The sequence below is a fragment of the Aquimarina sp. TRL1 genome, assembly GCF_013365535.1.
In the GTDB taxonomy this organism is placed as follows: Bacteria; Bacteroidota; Bacteroidia; order Flavobacteriales; family Flavobacteriaceae; genus Aquimarina; species Aquimarina hainanensis.
The window spans coordinates 3,401,744-3,418,984 of record NZ_CP053590.1; the positions used below are offsets into that span (position 1 = coordinate 3,401,744).

At 34.8% G+C, this 17,241-nt stretch carries 18 protein-coding genes; 11 read left to right on the forward strand and 7 right to left on the reverse strand.

Going from position 1 to position 17,241, the window contains the following annotated elements; translation table 11 throughout:
• The first annotated feature begins 509 nt into the window (after nucleotides 1-509).
• The 6 genes from HN014_RS13740 (at nucleotide 510) to HN014_RS13765 (ending at nucleotide 5,152) form a co-directional block, all read left to right on the forward strand.
• The gene (locus HN014_RS13740; RefSeq protein WP_176029427.1) at nucleotides 510-842 is read left to right on the forward strand and encodes a hypothetical protein; all 333 of its coding nucleotides are present in this window, start codon (nucleotides 510-512) and stop codon (nucleotides 840-842) included.
• 1 nt (nucleotide 843) lies between these two features.
• Entirely contained in the window at nucleotides 844-1,146 is a 303-nt protein-coding gene (locus HN014_RS13745; protein WP_176029428.1) for a hypothetical protein, read from the forward strand.
• A 7-nt stretch (nucleotides 1,147-1,153) separates the two neighbouring features.
• On the forward strand, nucleotides 1,154-2,785 hold the full coding sequence (locus tag HN014_RS13750) for a PepSY domain-containing protein (protein ID WP_176029429.1): 1,632 nt from the start codon (nucleotides 1,154-1,156) through the stop codon (nucleotides 2,783-2,785).
• A gap of 154 nt (nucleotides 2,786-2,939) precedes the next feature.
• Nucleotides 2,940-3,335, forward strand: a complete 396-nt coding sequence (locus tag HN014_RS13755; protein WP_176029430.1) for a hypothetical protein — start codon at nucleotides 2,940-2,942, stop codon at nucleotides 3,333-3,335.
• On the forward strand, nucleotides 3,322-3,840 hold the full coding sequence (locus tag HN014_RS13760) for a flavodoxin (protein WP_176029431.1): 519 nt from the start codon (nucleotides 3,322-3,324) through the stop codon (nucleotides 3,838-3,840). The genes HN014_RS13755 and HN014_RS13760 overlap by 14 nt, the downstream gene beginning before the upstream one ends.
• A 667-nt stretch (nucleotides 3,841-4,507) precedes the next feature.
• Entirely contained in the window at nucleotides 4,508-5,152 is a 645-nt protein-coding gene (locus tag HN014_RS13765; protein WP_176029432.1) for a hypothetical protein, read from the forward strand.
• Between the two features lie 69 nt (nucleotides 5,153-5,221).
• Here the strand turns inward: HN014_RS13765 and HN014_RS13770 are convergent, their stop codons facing one another.
• Nucleotides 5,222-5,569 (reverse strand): DUF6249 domain-containing protein, encoded by a 348-nt coding sequence (locus HN014_RS13770; RefSeq protein ID WP_176029433.1) that lies wholly within the window; start codon nucleotides 5,567-5,569, stop codon nucleotides 5,222-5,224.
• Between the two features lie 148 nt (nucleotides 5,570-5,717).
• Here HN014_RS13770 and HN014_RS13775 point away from each other — a divergent pair, with 148 nt between their 5' ends.
• Nucleotides 5,718-6,305: an RNA polymerase sigma factor gene (locus HN014_RS13775; RefSeq protein ID WP_176029434.1), complete on the forward strand. Its 588-nt coding sequence runs from the start codon at nucleotides 5,718-5,720 to the stop codon at nucleotides 6,303-6,305.
• Complete coding sequence (locus HN014_RS13780; protein ID WP_176029435.1) at nucleotides 6,289-6,675, forward strand: hypothetical protein; 387 nt, start codon at nucleotides 6,289-6,291, stop codon at nucleotides 6,673-6,675. Before HN014_RS13775 ends, HN014_RS13780 begins: the two co-directional genes overlap by 17 nt.
• Before the next feature lie 78 nt (nucleotides 6,676-6,753).
• Here the strand turns inward: HN014_RS13780 and secA are convergent, their stop codons facing one another.
• From secA to HN014_RS13800, 4 genes are all read right to left on the reverse strand, one after another.
• Nucleotides 6,754-10,113 carry a preprotein translocase subunit SecA gene (gene secA / locus HN014_RS13785; protein WP_176029436.1) on the reverse strand — a complete coding sequence of 1,120 codons (3,360 nt, stop codon included), beginning with the start codon at nucleotides 10,111-10,113 and terminating at the stop codon, nucleotides 6,754-6,756.
• 233 nt (nucleotides 10,114-10,346) lie between these two features.
• Complete coding sequence (locus HN014_RS13790) at nucleotides 10,347-10,568, reverse strand: DUF2795 domain-containing protein (RefSeq protein ID WP_006989959.1); 222 nt, start codon at nucleotides 10,566-10,568, stop codon at nucleotides 10,347-10,349.
• A gap of 130 nt (nucleotides 10,569-10,698) precedes the next feature.
• A complete protein-coding gene (locus HN014_RS13795; RefSeq protein ID WP_176029437.1) occupies nucleotides 10,699-11,274 on the reverse strand; it encodes a cob(I)yrinic acid a,c-diamide adenosyltransferase in 576 nt (191 codons plus the stop codon).
• A 92-nt stretch (nucleotides 11,275-11,366) separates the two neighbouring features.
• Nucleotides 11,367-11,537: a hypothetical protein gene (locus HN014_RS13800; protein WP_176029438.1), complete on the reverse strand. Its 171-nt coding sequence runs from the start codon at nucleotides 11,535-11,537 to the stop codon at nucleotides 11,367-11,369.
• Between the two features lie 123 nt (nucleotides 11,538-11,660).
• On the opposite strand from HN014_RS13800, the gene recR reads away from it, so the two are divergent.
• The 3 genes from recR (at nucleotide 11,661) to HN014_RS13815 (ending at nucleotide 14,855) form a co-directional block, all read left to right on the forward strand.
• On the forward strand, nucleotides 11,661-12,281 hold the full coding sequence (gene recR, locus HN014_RS13805) for a recombination mediator RecR (protein WP_176029439.1): 621 nt from the start codon (nucleotides 11,661-11,663) through the stop codon (nucleotides 12,279-12,281).
• A gap of 36 nt (nucleotides 12,282-12,317) precedes the next feature.
• Entirely contained in the window at nucleotides 12,318-13,430 is a 1,113-nt protein-coding gene (locus HN014_RS13810) for a glycosyltransferase family 2 protein (RefSeq protein ID WP_303246395.1), read from the forward strand.
• An 84-nt stretch (nucleotides 13,431-13,514) separates the two neighbouring features.
• Nucleotides 13,515-14,855: a dihydrolipoamide acetyltransferase family protein gene (locus HN014_RS13815; protein WP_176029441.1), complete on the forward strand. Its 1,341-nt coding sequence runs from the start codon at nucleotides 13,515-13,517 to the stop codon at nucleotides 14,853-14,855.
• Nucleotides 14,856-14,944: 89 nt separating this feature from the next.
• Here the strand turns inward: HN014_RS13815 and HN014_RS13820 are convergent, their stop codons facing one another.
• The gene (locus tag HN014_RS13820) at nucleotides 14,945-16,108 is read right to left on the reverse strand and encodes a metal ABC transporter permease (protein WP_176029442.1); all 1,164 of its coding nucleotides are present in this window, start codon (nucleotides 16,106-16,108) and stop codon (nucleotides 14,945-14,947) included.
• Nucleotides 16,101-17,234 (reverse strand): metal ABC transporter permease, encoded by a 1,134-nt coding sequence (locus tag HN014_RS13825; RefSeq protein WP_176029443.1) that lies wholly within the window; start codon nucleotides 17,232-17,234, stop codon nucleotides 16,101-16,103. The genes HN014_RS13820 and HN014_RS13825 overlap by 8 nt, the downstream gene beginning before the upstream one ends.
• Nucleotides 17,235-17,241 lie beyond the last annotated feature (7 nt).

Genomic DNA, 17,241 nt, shown 5'->3' on the forward strand with positions numbered 1-17,241 from the left:
TTTTTTATAGACTGTTTGTCTTAGAATTAAGACGCTGAATGTTAAGTTATTAAAAATTAATCTAAATAAATTTTATTTTTCTCTTAGACTGCTTTATTTTTGTGTACAATAATTAATCAGTCTAAATAAGGATAAATGAATTTTCTCAAACAGGATAACGCTTTTTTATCGTTACCTCTACAATGTATGTACTATAAAAATAGGTGAAGCATTAATTAGGTACTTTTCTCGATGCCCTTAAGAATATATTGATTTTTAGAAGAGAGGCGTTCGAAAGTGACTAGGTAAGTTCTGACCCGTATTCATTAAGGGTAAAATCTATCTAAAAAAATAGTGTATACTAGTACTTCTAATGTTTAGAGTACCAATAACTAAAATATGGTTGAGTACTGCATCTGCTAATTAATACATACATTTTTTATACTGATACTAATTGTTTTTTGATTACAAGTTACGACTGTATTTAACAGTTTTAAAAAATGAATTAATAATTAATAATTAATATAATCATGATTTCAATTACAGTTTTATTGATGTTATCTGGTTTCTTTTTTTTGTATAATACATCAAAAAGAGCCGTTTTGGAACTACCGGTAAAAGTAGAAACCTGGTTTCAGGGAAATGATGCAATTGCAAAATGTATAGGAATTACATTGTTACTAGCTTCATTAATTGGTTTAACGGCTAATTTGGGAGTAGGAGCAGGAGTTTTTATCGCTTTTTTAATTTTTATGATGTTAGGTAGTTTGGTGATATTACTAGCACCTCTTCATGTCATAACATATAAGCGGATAGCCATTTCATTTTGTGTTTTTTTATTATTAGAACTAATACTTTCATAAGATGCCGGCAAATCCAAAATATTTAACGACTTCGAATTGGCAACGTTTTGCAAAGATATCTTCAGGGATTTTAGGAGGGTATTTTGTAGCTGCTGCAATACATGTAGCGATCGCTTATTGGGTACCAGATTTTAAAGCTGTTCTGATCACGTCTATATATAGTATGTATTTGTTATGGGTAGCACTGATTATTGTGCCGTTTTGGGCTAAGAATGGGTGGAAAGTATGGGGCGTGTATACGCTTGTGTTTTTTATATGTTCTATTGCGATTTATTTAGGGAAAATGTATTATCCAATAGTATAAATATAGCATGAGTAAGAGGGATTATAATGTGTTTTTTCATACACATACAGTAAGTGGAATAGTTATAAGTGTAGCACTATATGTGATTTTTTTTGCAGGAGCATTTGCACTTATAAAAGATGAAATTACAGCGTGGGAAAAAGGGAACCCTACAGCTGTAGAAAACAGGGTAGATGTAAACTACGATAAAGTGGTTGAAACTATCGAATGTGAAGGGTATAACCTATACGGAAGAGATATTCGATTAATGCCGAGTGATGTCAAGCAAGAAGTATTGGTAATTCTCCAGGGATCAAAAGATTCGTTAGCAACAAAAGAAGATAAAGGGAGAGCTTATTTTAAAATCAATACAGAAACTTATGAGACATCAGGATATTATGATTACTACAGCATGGGAGAGCTGTTGTTTCGGCTTCATTTTTTTAGCCAAATTCCTTATATAGGGATGTATTTGGCAGGATTAGTAGCGGTATTTTTCTTATTCGCTATTGTAACAGGGGTTGTAGTACATTGGAAAAAAATTATATCTAATTTTTATGTTTTCAGACCAGCAGCTAAGCTAAAAACGGTTTGGACAGATGCGCATACAGTATTAGGAATGATTGGCGTGCCGTTTCAGTTTGTGTATGCTGTAACCAGTTGCTTTCTGGGGTTGTCTATTCTGGCATTATTGCCAGCAAATTTTCTGTACAATGGAGATCAGGAAAAATTAATGGCAGATGTACTTCCTATGATGAAGACATACCCATTAGAAGAGAAGATTGAGGACGTGCCAAAAGTAAATCAGTTTATGCAGTTCACACTGGATAAATGGGAAGGTTTTACTGCAGAAGAAGTACATATAAAAAATTATGGTTCTTCCAATATGAAATTTCTGGTGGAAGGACTTATACGAGCAGAAGACGGCTTTCTGGGAAAAGGAAGGATTGTATACGAGGCCACTTCAGGAAAAATAACCTCTATTAAAGATCCTTATGAGAGCTCTTATATGGAGGGAGTTCGACTTGTGATATATCGTCTTCACTTTGGAGATTATGGAGGGCTTGCTTTAAAAATGGTCTACTTTATAATGGCTATTATTACCTGTTTCGTAATTATATCAGGTGTTTTGATTTGGTTAGAAGCGAGAAAGAAACGAAATATGCCAGAACGAAAAAGAAGATTCAACAGAAGAGTAGGGGTCGTATACCTGGCATTATGCTTAAGTATGTACCCGATAACTGCAATTTCTTTTGTAGTCTCAAAATTAATTCCGGAAGAGCATAACCTCATGCGAATGGATATTCTGTATTGGACGTTTTTTGGTGGGTGGCTTTTAGCAACAGTATTCTTTATTCTCAAAAAAGACAATTTTTATACTAATAAGTATTGTTTGTTGTCAGGAAGTATTGTTGGTTTTTTTATTCCGATTAGTAATGGAATTTCTTCAGGCAATTGGATTTGGGTTACCTATATGAATCATCAACATGAGATTCTTTTTATTGATGTTTTTTGGATAGTGGTGTCTGTGATAACTTTTATAACAGCATTAAAAGTAAAGAGAAAAGAAGAACCCCAGAGAAAGATGAAAAAAGGGAAAATATCCATTGAGCTTGATAAGGAAAAAATGACCATAGCAGCAATGGAACCTGCCAAGTAGGTAAACTATCACGAAACATTCCGTTAGAAACAATTTTTCAGTTTCAAGGCAAACTTTGGGGCATTAAACCGCCAATAATAAATATTTAAATCTAATAAAGCGTGCTGTACAGAAAATGTAAAATACGTAAGCACGTCAAAACAATAATTAAAACATGAAATTAAAAATATCACTTTTATGGTTATTTCTGGCAGTAGGTTTTATACTACACCACATCTATGGACTTTTTGGAGTATACTATCATGAGAGCCTGATGATGGAAGGAGCCACAGGCGAAGTACCTCTGATACATCATATATACCGAATCCTTTTCGAAGGAATAGCATTGATTTTCTGTTTATTGTCATTAGAGATTACAGCAAAGCTTTATAAGTGGGTTGCATTTGTATGGGCAATCTTGCTAGGAGGGTATAATGTATATCATCTAGTAGCCTCATTTATGTATGAAGCATCAAACATATCCGAGATATTAATTTTAGGTTGGATGGTTGCCGTAAGTGCTTTATTAATATTGAATGGATATAAATGGATAAAAAATGGGCAAGAATAATGGTATTCTTTTAGTGTACGGTTCTGATACAGGTATGACAGAAGAGATAACACATGTAATTGTAGATGAATGTGATTTTAATGAAATAAATGTTGTCGAAGTAGCTAATGTTACTAAAGATGATTTTGCGGCTTATGATTATTTCATTCTAGGGCTTCCTACTTGGTATGATGGAGAACTACAGAGTGATTGGGAAGAATATTTCGAGGAGTTCAAAACTATTGATTTTACAGGAAAAACGGTAGCTGTTTTTGGTCTGGGAGATCAATATGGGTATCCGCAGTATTTCGTGGATGGAATAGGGATAATAGCAAAAGAGGTGCTAAGAAACGGAGGGGAAATTGTCGGGCATTGGTCTACTGAATTTTATGATTTTGATGAATCAAAAGCGCTCTATAACGAAGAGTTATTTTATGGTCTGGCTCTTGATGAAGATAATCAAACTGATCTGTCTTCAGAACGTATTACTGACTGGTTAGAAATACTACGCAAGCATTTTAATTAAGTAATAATAAGATGCTTAAAAGATTTTTTTGTTTTTTGGTAGAACCTTCGGTCTAATTACGGGGAATGTCAAATAAGAAATAGATGCTGTTTTTGGATAACTCCAGGGTATTTATGTTTCGATTATCAAGTGAAAATTACAAGATATAATTCAAAGGTTTTTTCGAGAGGAAAAACCTTTTTCTTTTGTTTGTAAACGAAAAAAATAAAATAGTTAAAATATCTTAAATATATGTAAAAATAATATTGGTTACTGACTGATTTTAAGCAATAAAAGTGCCAAGGATAACAAGAAATATACTTGTGTTTTTGTAGGTTTTTTTCTTTTTGTTAAAAGGTTTTTTTAGGAATTGATACATTGTTTTTATTATGTATTTTGTTGATTTATATGATTTTAACATTAATAAACTTTTGATAACAAACAGTTAATTGAGTTGTTGGTCTGTAAATTATGTCTTTTGTCTATTAAAAAAACTTTTTAAAAATGTAATTAATTATAAATCAACATGTTAGTGTTTTAAAAGTGTGAAAAGTTCGTTTTTTGTGTTCTTTATCGAATATCAAAAACAGTTGATCTAAAAGTTAAGTTTTTTCTTTAGAGGGTCACAATTTAGTAATATTATTGTACGGTAATCACGTAACAATATTGACAGATAAGGGGACACAGTATGAGAACAACTTTACTTTTAATTACTTTATTTTTCGTAACTAACTTTTATGCATTTTCAGATAATAATCTTCAGGTAGAATTTGATGGATTGACTGTAGTAGTGGTAAACTTTGAAGAAGGAGATAAGATAAAATTATTTGAAGTAGAAACAGGGGATCATGTGTTGTCTAAAACTAGAGGACAAATCGATTTAAGTCAATTACCAATCGGGAAGTACTTATTAGAAAATAATGAAGGTCGATCAATTGTTATTGAGCGAGGAGAAGATGAGATTTATCTAGAAGAAGAGGATGTGTTAGGTACTGATTATATGGTTGCGGAAGACAGTGAGAGAGCGACTGATCTTGGAGATATGAACACAGCAGAAGAATTGAACAATTTTTATGCTAGTACAGATTCAGACGAATTGGAGATTTCTAGAGAAGGAGATATCATAACAGTAGTTGATTTTGAAGAAGGTGATATGATTAAACTTTTCGAGATTAAAAATACAGTTCATGTATTATCTAAAACGACAAGAACAATTGATCTTAGTCAACTTCCTTTTGGAAGATATGTGCTGGAAAACAATAGAGGAAAAGCTATTGTAATTGAAAAAATTAAAGAAGAAATAATAGAGGGGCAAGGATACGCTATGTATTAATAAACCAAAAACTCACATACACAAAAGACCGAATCATTCACAAATTCGGTCTTTTTTTTATTATAACCTTTATTTGTCCAGGTTTTTTGTTATTGTGAAGGAAGTGTATAACCCAATACCAGCCATCAGGAATATGGTGCCTGGGTAGGCAATATCTTCATCTACACCAATAGCCTTATCCAAAATACCGGCTATAAATATACCAATACCGATCCCCATACATAATAGGGATAGGTTGAGGATAATGATTTTCCAAATTGGGGTAACTTTCCTGTCCTTAGAATTAAAAAAGATAGAGGCGTCTGCTCCTTTATCAATTAAAGCCATTCGTTCTTTATTTCTGGCAGAGATATATACGTAGTATATACCAAAAATAACTCCTAATATAGCAGGTAAAATAATAACTTCTGCTCCCATAGATTTACATTTTTTGTGATTAATACTGTTCGTTTTCTTAGTAAGACGGGATTGTTTTGAAGTTGGTTACAGGTTTAATTAAAAAAAAAATTTATTTTTTTAGTAAGTAAAATGTAACCGTAAAGAAAGATTGTGCGTCATATAGATAATGACACACTATACTGACCAGGAAATTATCGATAGAACCTTAGAAGGGGATACAGCTATCTTTGCGGCTCTTGTGGAGCGGTATCAGTATATGGTGTATACGGTAGTGTATCGTATTGTACGTAATAAAGAGGAAGCGGAAGAAATAGCACAAGATAGTTTTGTAAAAGCATATCAGTCGTTGGGAACGTATAAAGGGAAGTCGAAATTTTCTTCATGGTTATATACTATTGCATACAGAAAAAGTTTGGATAGGGTTCGGAATCAATCTGTAACTTTTACAACTAGTGTAATAGATAAAGTATCAGAAAAAGCTTTAAAACAAGTAGAGAATGCATTAGACTATATGGAGAGTAAAGAGCAGAATGAAATTGTTTTGGAGGCAATTATGAAGCTCCCAGAAAAGGAATCTGTTATTGTTACACTCTATTATTTAGAGGAAAATTCAGTAAAAGAGATAGCAGCTATTGTCGGGATTTCTCCTCAAAATGTAAAAATTAAACTTTACAGAGCGAGAAAAAAACTATATTCGCTACTAAAGGACTATGTTTCACCAGAAATAAAGGATAGATATGGAAGAGCGTTATGATGAAATAGAAGAATTGATAAAGAAGACAGGAGTAGATGTTCCTTCTGTAGGGTTTGTTGATACTGTGATGAAAAAGATTCATGCAGAGACAGTGCCTTGTAAAGAAGATTATAAGATGTCTCCTATTGTGTCAAAAAAAGCATGGGGTGTTATTGGAATTTTGATAACAATGTTTTTAGTGGGGACCTATCTTTTTGTGGATGTTTCACATTTTTTTAGCTATAAGTTCAAGTTCTCGTTTTTTAAATTCGGGTTTAATTTTTCAGGATATACAGCAAGTAAATCGGTTATTTATAGTGTATTGTTATTAATGGTGTTATTTGTAGTTCAAGTAGTTTTTTTGAAAAAACGAATAGAAAATAAAGTGTAGAATATGTTTTATTTGTATAAATAAAGTAATAAAAAAAACCTCCAAATCGCGATTTGGAGGTTTTTTTATGTTGTTAAATTACTCTTCTATAAGAACCCATTCTCCTTTTTGAATTAAAGGAATGGCTTGTTTGTATTTTACGGTTTTGTTTTCTCCGCTCATTACATGCTTAATAGTCACCTTGTCATTACGTCCGATTTTAGGATGTTCTCTGGTGATAGTTTCTGTAACCTGCTGAGGCTGGCTTTGTGTTTGTCCGGCAGCACGATTCATGGCTGCACGCTCATCCATATTAGGGATCTCCTCTTTGGATGTTTCAAGATTTTCCCTCTTCTTTACCTGACGAGCCTCAGAGATATCCTCTGTATTTCCGGTTGGGAGCTCTCCTTTGAATAAGAAGGAGATTACATCTTTATTTACATTTTCGATCATGCTCTTGAAAAGCTCAAAAGCTTCGAATTTGTATATTAATAATGGGTCTTTTTGTTCATGAACAGCAAGCTGTACACTTTGCTTTAATTCATCCATTTTTCGAAGATGCGTTTTCCAGGCATCATCAATGATGGCTAAAGAGATATTTTTTTCAAAATCAGTAATCAGCTGTTTTCCTTCCGATTCGTATGCTTTTTCTAGATTAGTAGCAACATTTAAACTTTTTACACCGTCAGTAAATGGTACGAGGATTCTTTCGTAGTTGTTAGAAGGGTCTTCGTATACCTGTTTGATGACAGGGAATGCAGTTTCTGCATTGCGTTTCATTTTGTCTTGATAGTGTTGATAAGCATTTTTGTATACTTCTCCTGCAATTTTTTTCGAGTCCATTTTTTCGAACTCCTCAGCACCTACAGGGCTACTCATAGAGAAATAACGGATCAGTTCGAATTCAAAATTTTTGAAATCCTGAGCGCCTTTATTTGTTTCAGTGATTACCTCTGCGGTGTCATAAATCATATTAGCGATGTCTACTCGTAGTCGCTCTCCAAAAAGGGCATGATATCTACGTTTGTAAACAACCTCTCTCTGAGCATTCATTACATCGTCATATTCCAGTAATCGTTTACGAACCCCAAAGTTGTTTTCTTCTACTTTCTTCTGTGCTCTTTCTATAGATTTAGAAATCATAGAATGCTGTATCATTTCTCCTTCTTTATGCCCCATTCGGTCCATCATTTTAGCAATTCTTTCCGATCCGAACAAGCGCATAAGGTTGTCTTCCAGTGAAACATAGAAAAGAGAACTTCCTGGATCTCCCTGACGACCAGAACGACCTCTAAGCTGTCTGTCTACACGTCTGGAATCATGACGCTCTGTACCGATAATGGCTAGACCACCAGCTGCTTTTACTTCATCAGATAACTTGATATCTGTTCCCCTTCCTGCCATATTGGTTGCGATGGTTACAACTCCTGGGTTACCGGCTTCAGCAACGATATCCGCTTCTTTTTTGTGTAATTTTGCATTCAGTACATTATGCGGAACTTTTCTGATGGCAAGCATTCTGCTCAGAAGTTCTGATATTTCTACAGATGTAGTACCGATAAGTACAGGACGACCTGCTCTAGACAGATTTGTAACCTCTTCTATAACGGCATTGTATTTTTCTCGTTTTGTTTTGTAGATAAGGTCTTCCTGATCTTTTCTGGCAATAGGTCGGTTCGTTGGAATTTCAACAACATCTAATTTGTAGATTTCCCACAGTTCTCCTGCTTCTGTTACAGCAGTACCAGTCATTCCTGATAACTTGTTGTACATACGGAAGTAGTTTTGCAAGGTAACTGTTGCAAATGTTTGAGTAGCATCTTCGATTTTTACATTTTCTTTTGCTTCAATTGCCTGGTGTAGTCCATCACTATAGCGACGACCATCCATGATACGTCCTGTTTGTTCATCTACAATTTTCACTTTGTTGTCCATTACAACATATTCCACATCTTTTTCAAATAATGAATATGCTTTAAGTAGTTGACGTAAAGTGTGAATACGTTCACTTTTTACACTGTAATCTCTAAATAGCTCTTCTTTTTTCTCGGCTTCTTCCTCTTTAGAGAGTTCCAGATTTTCGATTTTGGCAATTTCCATTCCTATCTGCGGTAGAACAAAGAAGTCAGGATCTTCTTTTCCGGATAAGAATTCAATTCCTTTATCAGTAAGGTCTATTTGATTGTTTTTTTCTTCGATAACATAATACAGGTCTGCATCAATTTGGTGCATTTCCCTGTTGTTATCCTGCATGTAGAAATTCTCAGTTTTTTGAAGCAATTGCTTAATTCCTTCTTCACTTAAGAATTTAATTAATGCTTTATTTTTAGGAATACCCCTGTAGACTTGAAGTAACTTAAATCCTCCGTCTTTTGTGTTTCCTTCTTTGATTAATTTTTTAGCTTCGGCAAAGACCCCTGTAAGGAACTTCTGTTGAACAGAAACTATTTTTTCAATTTTTGGTTTTAATTCATCGAATTCATGTATGTCTCCCTTTGGAATAGGACCAGAAATGATAAGTGGTGTTCTGGCATCGTCAATCAATACAGAATCTACTTCATCTATGATCGCATAGTTATGAGGTCTCTGAACTAAGTCTTCTGGAGAGTGAGACATATTGTCTCTTAAGTAATCAAAACCAAATTCATTGTTTGTACCATATGTAATATCTGCATTGTAGGCAGCTCTTCGTTCAGGGGAATTAGGTCGGTGATTATCGATACAGTCAACGGTTAATCCGTGAAACTGAAACAACGGTGCCATCCACTCGCTATCACGACGCGCAAGATAATCATTAACAGTAACCAGGTGTACGCCATTTCCACTTAATGCGTTTAGGTAAACAGGAAGTGTTGCAACTAAAGTTTTTCCTTCTCCGGTTTGCATCTCTGCAATTTTTCCTTCATGCATGGCGATTCCTCCGATGAGCTGTACATCATAATGAATCATATCCCAGGAAACTTCTTTTCCTGCGGCATTCCAGCTTGTTGCCCAAATCGCTTTTTCTCCGTCTAGTGTTACGTATTCTTTAGAGCCAGATAATTCACGATCATATGCAGATGCCTGTACAGTGATATTGTCATTTTTAGCGAAGCGCTTGGCGGTTTCTTTGACTAAGGCATAAGCTTCAGGAAGGATTTCAGAAAGTGTTTTTTCTACAATTTCGTAGGCTTCCTCTTTTAATTTATCGATTTCTGCATAGATATCTTCTTTCTTATCGATATCCTCTGTAGTGTTTGCTTCATTAGTAAGCGTTTCGATTTTATTTTTAACTTCGGACTGAGCCTCTTTTATTATGTTTTGAAAAGAAACAGTTTTTGCACGCAATTCATCATTAGATAAACCTTCCAGTGTCTTTTCAGCTTTTTTTATTAATTCAACTTTGGGTTGAATTTCTTTTATGTCTTTTTTGGATTTATCTCCAACAAATACTTTTAATACAGAATCTAAAATTCCCATAATTATGGTCGTGTGTTTTATCTAGTTCTTATACGTCTAACTAATAAAAATTATTGTGGCTACCCGAATTATTGTATAGTGCTATATAATAAGGGGGTAATCACCGTATAATTCCTAAGATTATCAAGTGTTATACAAAGCTTTGTATAAAACCGTGTCAAGGTCAGTATACAAGGCGTAATTTACGCAAAAAAAAAGCCTCTTTCGAGACTTTTAGCGCTATTTTCTATGTTTTAATATTCATCCTCGTTCCAAAGATAATCTTCGTCTGTAGGATAGTCGGGCCATATTTCTTCTATAGAATCATATGAGTCTCCTTCATCTTCTATTGATTGTAGGTTTTCTACAACTTCCAGAGGTGCTCCAGTACGAATTGCGTAATCTATCAATTCATCTTTTGTAGCCGGCCAAGGTGCATCACTTAAGTAAGATGCTAGTTCTAAAGTCCAATACATACGTTTACTGGTTTAATTTTTTGCAAAAATAAATTTTTAGTTCAAAAAGTCAAGTAAAAAATTAATTATTTAAACAATAATATCTAAGAACGTGATTTTTTGTTGTTTTTTAATACTCAGGTTTTTAGGCTTATGAATTCTTTGTAGGAATCCATTGTATTTCGTCAGCCTTTAAATCGTATGACAACTTTCGTGCCAGTACGAATAGGTAGTCAGATAGTCTGTTTAAGTACTTCAAAGAAGCTTCTTCAAATGGTTCTAATTCATATAAGGCAGCTGCTAAACGCTCAGCCCGCCTGCATACACAGCGTGCAATATGACAGAATGACACAGTTTGATGTCCTCCGGGTAATACGAAATGTGTCATTGGTGGCAAGGCGGTATTCATTTCATCGATTTGTTCCTCAAGAAAGCTAATGTCTTCTGTAGAAATAGTAGGAATGTTTAGACGTTTTTCTCCGTTTTTTAATACTGCTTTTTCAGGATCAGTTGCTAATACAGCCCCAAGGGTGAAAAGATGATCTTGTATAGCGATCAAGTGCTTTTTTGTAGTCTCGTCAATGTCTTGATCCCGAATAAGACCAATATGAGAGTTTAGCTCATCGACAGTTCCATAGCTGTCAATACGAATGTGATGCTTAGGAACTCTGGTTCCACCGAATAAAGCGGTTGTCCCTTTGTCCCCGGTTTTTGTGTATATTTTCATTTCTGATTAAAAATTAGTGCTTTTGGTCTGTATAGATACTTATAAACTGTAAAATACTGTAAATAGTATATGGGGTAAAATAGAGAAAAAAACTAAAGTCTCTGATGTTTCTTCTTGGCGTAATTTTTTTTGAAATTCCGTTGTTCTCTGTGATAAAGTTTTTTTCGATTTCTTTTGGTGTTCCAAAGCACAATACCAAATAATATAGCGATTCCAATAATTGCCAGTACAAGTTGTGTCTCTTCGGATAAAGATGCTAGCATGTTTCTTTTAGTTTGAAGTAAAAATACTAAAATAGAATGAAATATATTATGGAGGTAGAGAATGGATAATTAAGCTTCTTTTTTACCAGGGAATAGTTCCAAAAACGTTAAATTTGCAGTGCTATGGAATTTTCTTCAAAACTGTTACAAAATGCCGTAAATGAAATGTCTCAATTACCTGGAATAGGGAAGAGAACTGCATTGCGATTGGTGTTGCATTTATTAAGACAACCGCCTACCCAAACAGAGTATTTGGTAAATGCCTTACGGGAATTACGAACAGAAATAAAGTTTTGTAAAAAATGTCATAGTATAAGTGATATAGAAATATGTGAGATATGCAGTAATCCTAATAGAAAAAATACTGTTATCTGTGTTGTCGAAGATATCAGAGATGTAATGGCTATTGAAGCAACAAGTCAATACAGAGGGCTGTATCATGTATTGGGAGGTAAAATAAGCCCGCTAGATGGAATAGGGCCTCAGGATTTAACGATTCAATCTTTATTGGATAAAGTGAAGTCTGGGGATGTTCAGGAGTTGATTTTTGCTTTGAGTGCTACGATGGAAGGAGATACAACCAATTTCTATATCTATAAGCAACTAGAAGGAACAGCGGTCAAAATATCAACAATAGCAAGAGGAATAGGAGTTAATGATGAATTAGAATATGCAGATGAAGTAACGCTGGGAAGAAGTATAATTAATAGAGTGCCGTTCGAAAATGCATTAAAAAATTCGTAAATTATAAAATAATATCTTCTGAAATTATCAATAGTTATAGTAAGCTTTAATGTTGAGTATTTCTTGCAGTTATGCCTGTTAAGTATTAAAGAAGCTATACGCGGTCTGGAAGCGGAGATTATTGTGGTAGATAATAACTCTCAGGATGGTACTGTCACTATGATTCGGCGATTGTTTCCAGAGGTTGTTTTGTTGATTAATACAGAAAATGTAGGGTTTGCACAAGCTAATAACCAGGGAGTAGCAGTGTCAAAAGGAGAGCAGATATGTTTTGTGAATCCGGATATAATGGTTCCCGGTGATATTTTTAAGAAATTATCTGAATTGGAAGAACGTTTGCCTGATGTAGGAGGAATAGGCCCTAGATTGATTGATGGAAGAGGGCTTTTTTTGCAAGAGAGTAAACGAAATATTCCAGCTCCTTTGATTGCTTTTCAGCGATTGTTTGGAATTCGGTCAGGAATCATAAAAAAATATTATGCGAGTCATATTTCTGAAAAATCATTAGGAGCTGTAGAGGTATTAACAGGTGCTTTTTTGTGGATAAAAAAAACTGTTTTTCAGGAGATAGGAGGTTTTGATACAGCATATTTTATTTATGGAGAGGATATTGACTTAGCATATAGATTAAAAAAAGCAGGGTATCAAAATTATTATTGTGGAAAAGTAACTGCGGTTCATTTTAAAGGAGAGAGTACGAAACTGACCAGTTTTTATAAAAAACAGTTTTATACTGCAATGACTATTTTTTATAAAAAACATTTTAAGACCAATTGGTTGTTAGATCGGATTGTTTGGGTTGGGGTGTCTTTTGTGTCTTCTGTTCAATTTTTGTTTGATAAGAAAAAAGATCTCCCCAAAAATAAAGAGCTTATGCTGGTGTCTCAAAACCAGAAGTTGGTCATAAAAATAGAAAAAGCAGTAAAAAAAGAAGTAGCGTTAGCAACATTGAATCAATTACCTGATTTGGGAACTAATAATATCGAAGTTATCTTTGACGGTGATTTTGTAAGATATGATGAGATGATTTCTGCAATGCAATCGAATAATACACATACAATTACCTTTAGAATTCGTCCTCGGAATGAATGCTTTTTTTTAGGAAGTGATTGTAGTAGTAATCACGGCGAAGTTGTTTTGCTGGGATAAAATAATAGATAAAAAACAAAATAAAAGGAGAATTTTAATTAAATTCGCAAAAATAATAACCAATAAATACTTTTGATTAAGAATATGGCAAAATTTGAGCTGAAACTTCCGAAAATGGGTGAGAGTGTTGCAGAGGCAACGGTAACTACTTGGTTAAAAGAAGTAGGAGATACTATTGAAATGGATGAGGCAGTGGTAGAAATCGCTACAGATAAAGTGGATAGCGAAGTACCAAGTGAGGTAGAAGGTGTGTTGGTTGAGAAACTGTTTGATGTAGATGATGTAGTAAAAGTAGGAGAAACAATTGCTATTATTGAAATAGATGGAGAGGGTGTTGTAGCGGAAACTCCTGCCGCAAGCAAAGAAGTAGTAAGTGAGCAACCAGAAGAAGCAGTAGTACTGGAAGCAGGAATAGAAGAAGTTGCATCTTCAAAGCAAATAGATTTTAGTAGCTCTAATAAGTTTTATTCTCCGTTAGTTAAGAACATAGCAGCAACGGAAGGAGTGTCTATAGAAGAGTTAGAAAGTATTCATGGTACCGGAAAGGATAATAGAGTCACAAAAGACGATATTCTTTCGTATATAGAAAAAAGGAAAGCAGGAGTAGTAGCTAAAGAAGTACCTGTTGCTAATGTAGAAAAAGAAGCAGTTGTTAAACCAGCAAATGCCGTAGCGGTAAAAACAAAAACTCCTGATCCGGTGATTCCTGTGTCTGGAGAGGATGAAATTATCGAGATGTCCAGAATGGGGAAACTAATTGCGCATCATATGATTGATTCTGTGCAAACTTCTGCTCATGTTCAGTCATTTATTGAAGCGGATGTTACCAATATCTGGAACTGGAGAAAGAAAGTGAAAAACGAATTCCAAAAAAGAGAAGGAGAGAATATAACATTTACTCCTATTTTTATGGAAGCAATAGCAAAGGCATTAAAAGATTTTCCAATGATGAACATCTCTGTTTCTGGAGATAAAATCATCAAAAAGAAAAATATAAATCTTGGAATGGCTGCAGCATTACCTGATGGTAATTTGATCGTTCCTGTTATTAAAAATGCAGACAGGTTGAATTTAGTAGGGATGACCAAAGCTGTAAATGATCTAGCTGGTAGGGCAAGAAATAATCAATTGAAACCAGATGATATTCAGGATGGAACATATACAGTGACTAATGTAGGGACTTTTGGTAGTATTATGGGAACTCCGATTATTAATCAACCACAGGTAGGGATTTTGGCATTGGGAGCTATTAGAAAAGTACCAGCGGTTATAGAAACACCAGAAGGAGATTTTATAGGAATACGCTATAAAATGTTCTTGTCACATTCTTATGATCATCGTGTGGTAAATGGAGCTTTAGGAGGACAATTTGTTCTAAGAGTAAAAGAATACTTAGAAGATTGGGATGTGAACAGAGAGTTCTAATCATCGAATCTAAAATATAAAGGAATCAGGATAGTTACGTAACTATCCTGATTTTTTTTGAATTAAAATGTCTGGAATGTAGAAGTTTTTTATCCCCGAAACAGGAAAAAACGATCTTTCATGTGCTCTATTTCTGTGTTTTTTTCTTTAATAATGTAGTTGATCGCCTCTTTGGTAAATTTCTTTCCTTTAGGGGTAAGAGAGATGATATCATCAGAAATATGAATCATATTATTCTTTAGGGCGAGGTCTAGTACAGATTTAGAAGTAACTTTTTGCCAGTTGATATGCTCGTTCAGGTGGTCGATATGACATTCTTTAGGGTCATCGCTATGATTTCTGATATGCAATAAAAAAGTGAGGAGGGATACTTCGATACGTTGCTGTTTCTGACGGTAAAGTACAGTAAAAAGCCCTTTGTCAGGAGCAAAAAGATAAGCAGCTAAAAAGATGACTCCCAAAACGGTTGTCATAGCCCCAGAAATGGATGTGTCTAGCAAATGTGCGATCCAGTAACCAGATAAGGCGGCGGATATGCCAAATATACATGCCAGACCAATCATTTTTTTTAGGTCATTTGTTAATAGATAGGCGGTGGCTGCAGGAGCAATCATAAGGGCAATTACTAAAATGGCTCCAACAGCATCAAATGCTCCGACAGTGGTAACAGATGAGATCGTCATTAATCCATAGTGAATAAGGACAGGAGAGAATCCTAAAGAAGCAGCGAGTCCTTTGTCAAAGGTGCTTATTTTTAATTCTTTGAAAAAAGTGAAAAGCAGTATGATGGTAACTAACAATATAATTCCGATGGTCCATAAAGATTTAGGACCAAGATCAGTATCGTTGATAAGTATCCTGTCAAAAGGGGCAAATGCTAATTCTCCTAGTAAAACAGCGTCGATATCCAGGTGTACATCATTGGCATTTTGAGCGATGAGGATCACTCCTATGCTGAAAAGTGCAGGGAAGACTAAGCCAATGGCGGTATCCTCCTTAACGAGCCCTGTTTTTTGAATAAATTCTACAAGAACGACTGTTAGAACTCCGGTAGCCGCTGCGAGAATGATGAGAAGAGGAGATGATAAATCATGAGTGATAAAAAAACCGAGGACTATACCGGGAAGGATAGAATGGCTAATCGCATCAGTAATTAATGCCATTTTTCTGAGAACTAAAAAAGTTCCCGGAATAGCACAGGCAATAGCAACCAGACAAGCGATTAATTGTATTTCTATTTGGATATTACTCATTTTCCGGATCAGTTGTTAGTTGATTGTATAAGTTAGCAGCTGTTTCATATCCCAAAGTGGTTAATGACCACATATTTCCTGAGATGGTAATAAAATTTTTGTCTTCCAGTTTTTTTAAAGACTTTTTGGTGAATCCCTGAAAGTTGTTTAGGATTTTTATAGCATGAGGGTGAGATTTGTTTTCATGAGTACTGGCAATATTGTACATAAATGACAGTGTTTTGTGTAGTTGTAGGTCATGTCTGTTTTTTCTAAATCTGATTTCTCGAAAAAGTAACCCTCTTCCTGGGGAGAAAATAAAGGAGACCAGAACAAAAATGGCTGCAATTAAAACAATGACAGGTCCTGTCGATAAGTTGTTGCTCGAAGCACTGATAGCAGTTCCGATAACCCCGGAAGAAGCACCAAAGACAGCTGCGATAATGATCATGGTGGCTAAGTTATTTGTCCATTGTCGGGCAGCAGCAGCAGGAGCAAGAAGCATGGCGCTCATCAGGACTACTCCAACAGTCTGTAGCCCCAGTACGATTGCAATAACAATAAAGGTTGTTATTAAGATATCCAGAAAACGGGTGTTGAATCCAAGTGTTTTCGTATAATCTTCATCAAATAATAACAGTTTTAGTTCTTTCCAGAAAATTAGCAGGATAAACAAGCATATTCCTGTGATTATTGCCATGAGCCAAACATCACTCTCTAACAAGGTTGCAGCCTGACCAAATAAATAATTTTCTAAGCCTGCCTGATTGGCGTTAGGGAGTTTTTGGATATAGGTGAGCAAAAGCATCCCCAAACCAAAAAACAAGGATAGGATTAACCCAAGCGCAGTGTCAGATTTTAGATGTGTTTTTTTTATAATTCCGCGTATCCAGAACGAACCGATAAGACCACTTACTAATGCGCCTATCAATAAAATAGCATTGTTTTTTGTACCTATAATAAGAAAAGCAATTGCGATTCCGGGTAATGAAGCGTGTGAAATAGCGTCTCCTAAAAGACTTTGTTTTCTCAATACAGCAAAACTACCAAGCATTCCACAAATAGCTCCGAGAATCGCAGTTCCCAAAGTAATTGTTCTCAAGGTGTAATCAGTTACAAGTAATTCTATGTATTCTGTAATGTTCATGCTGTGG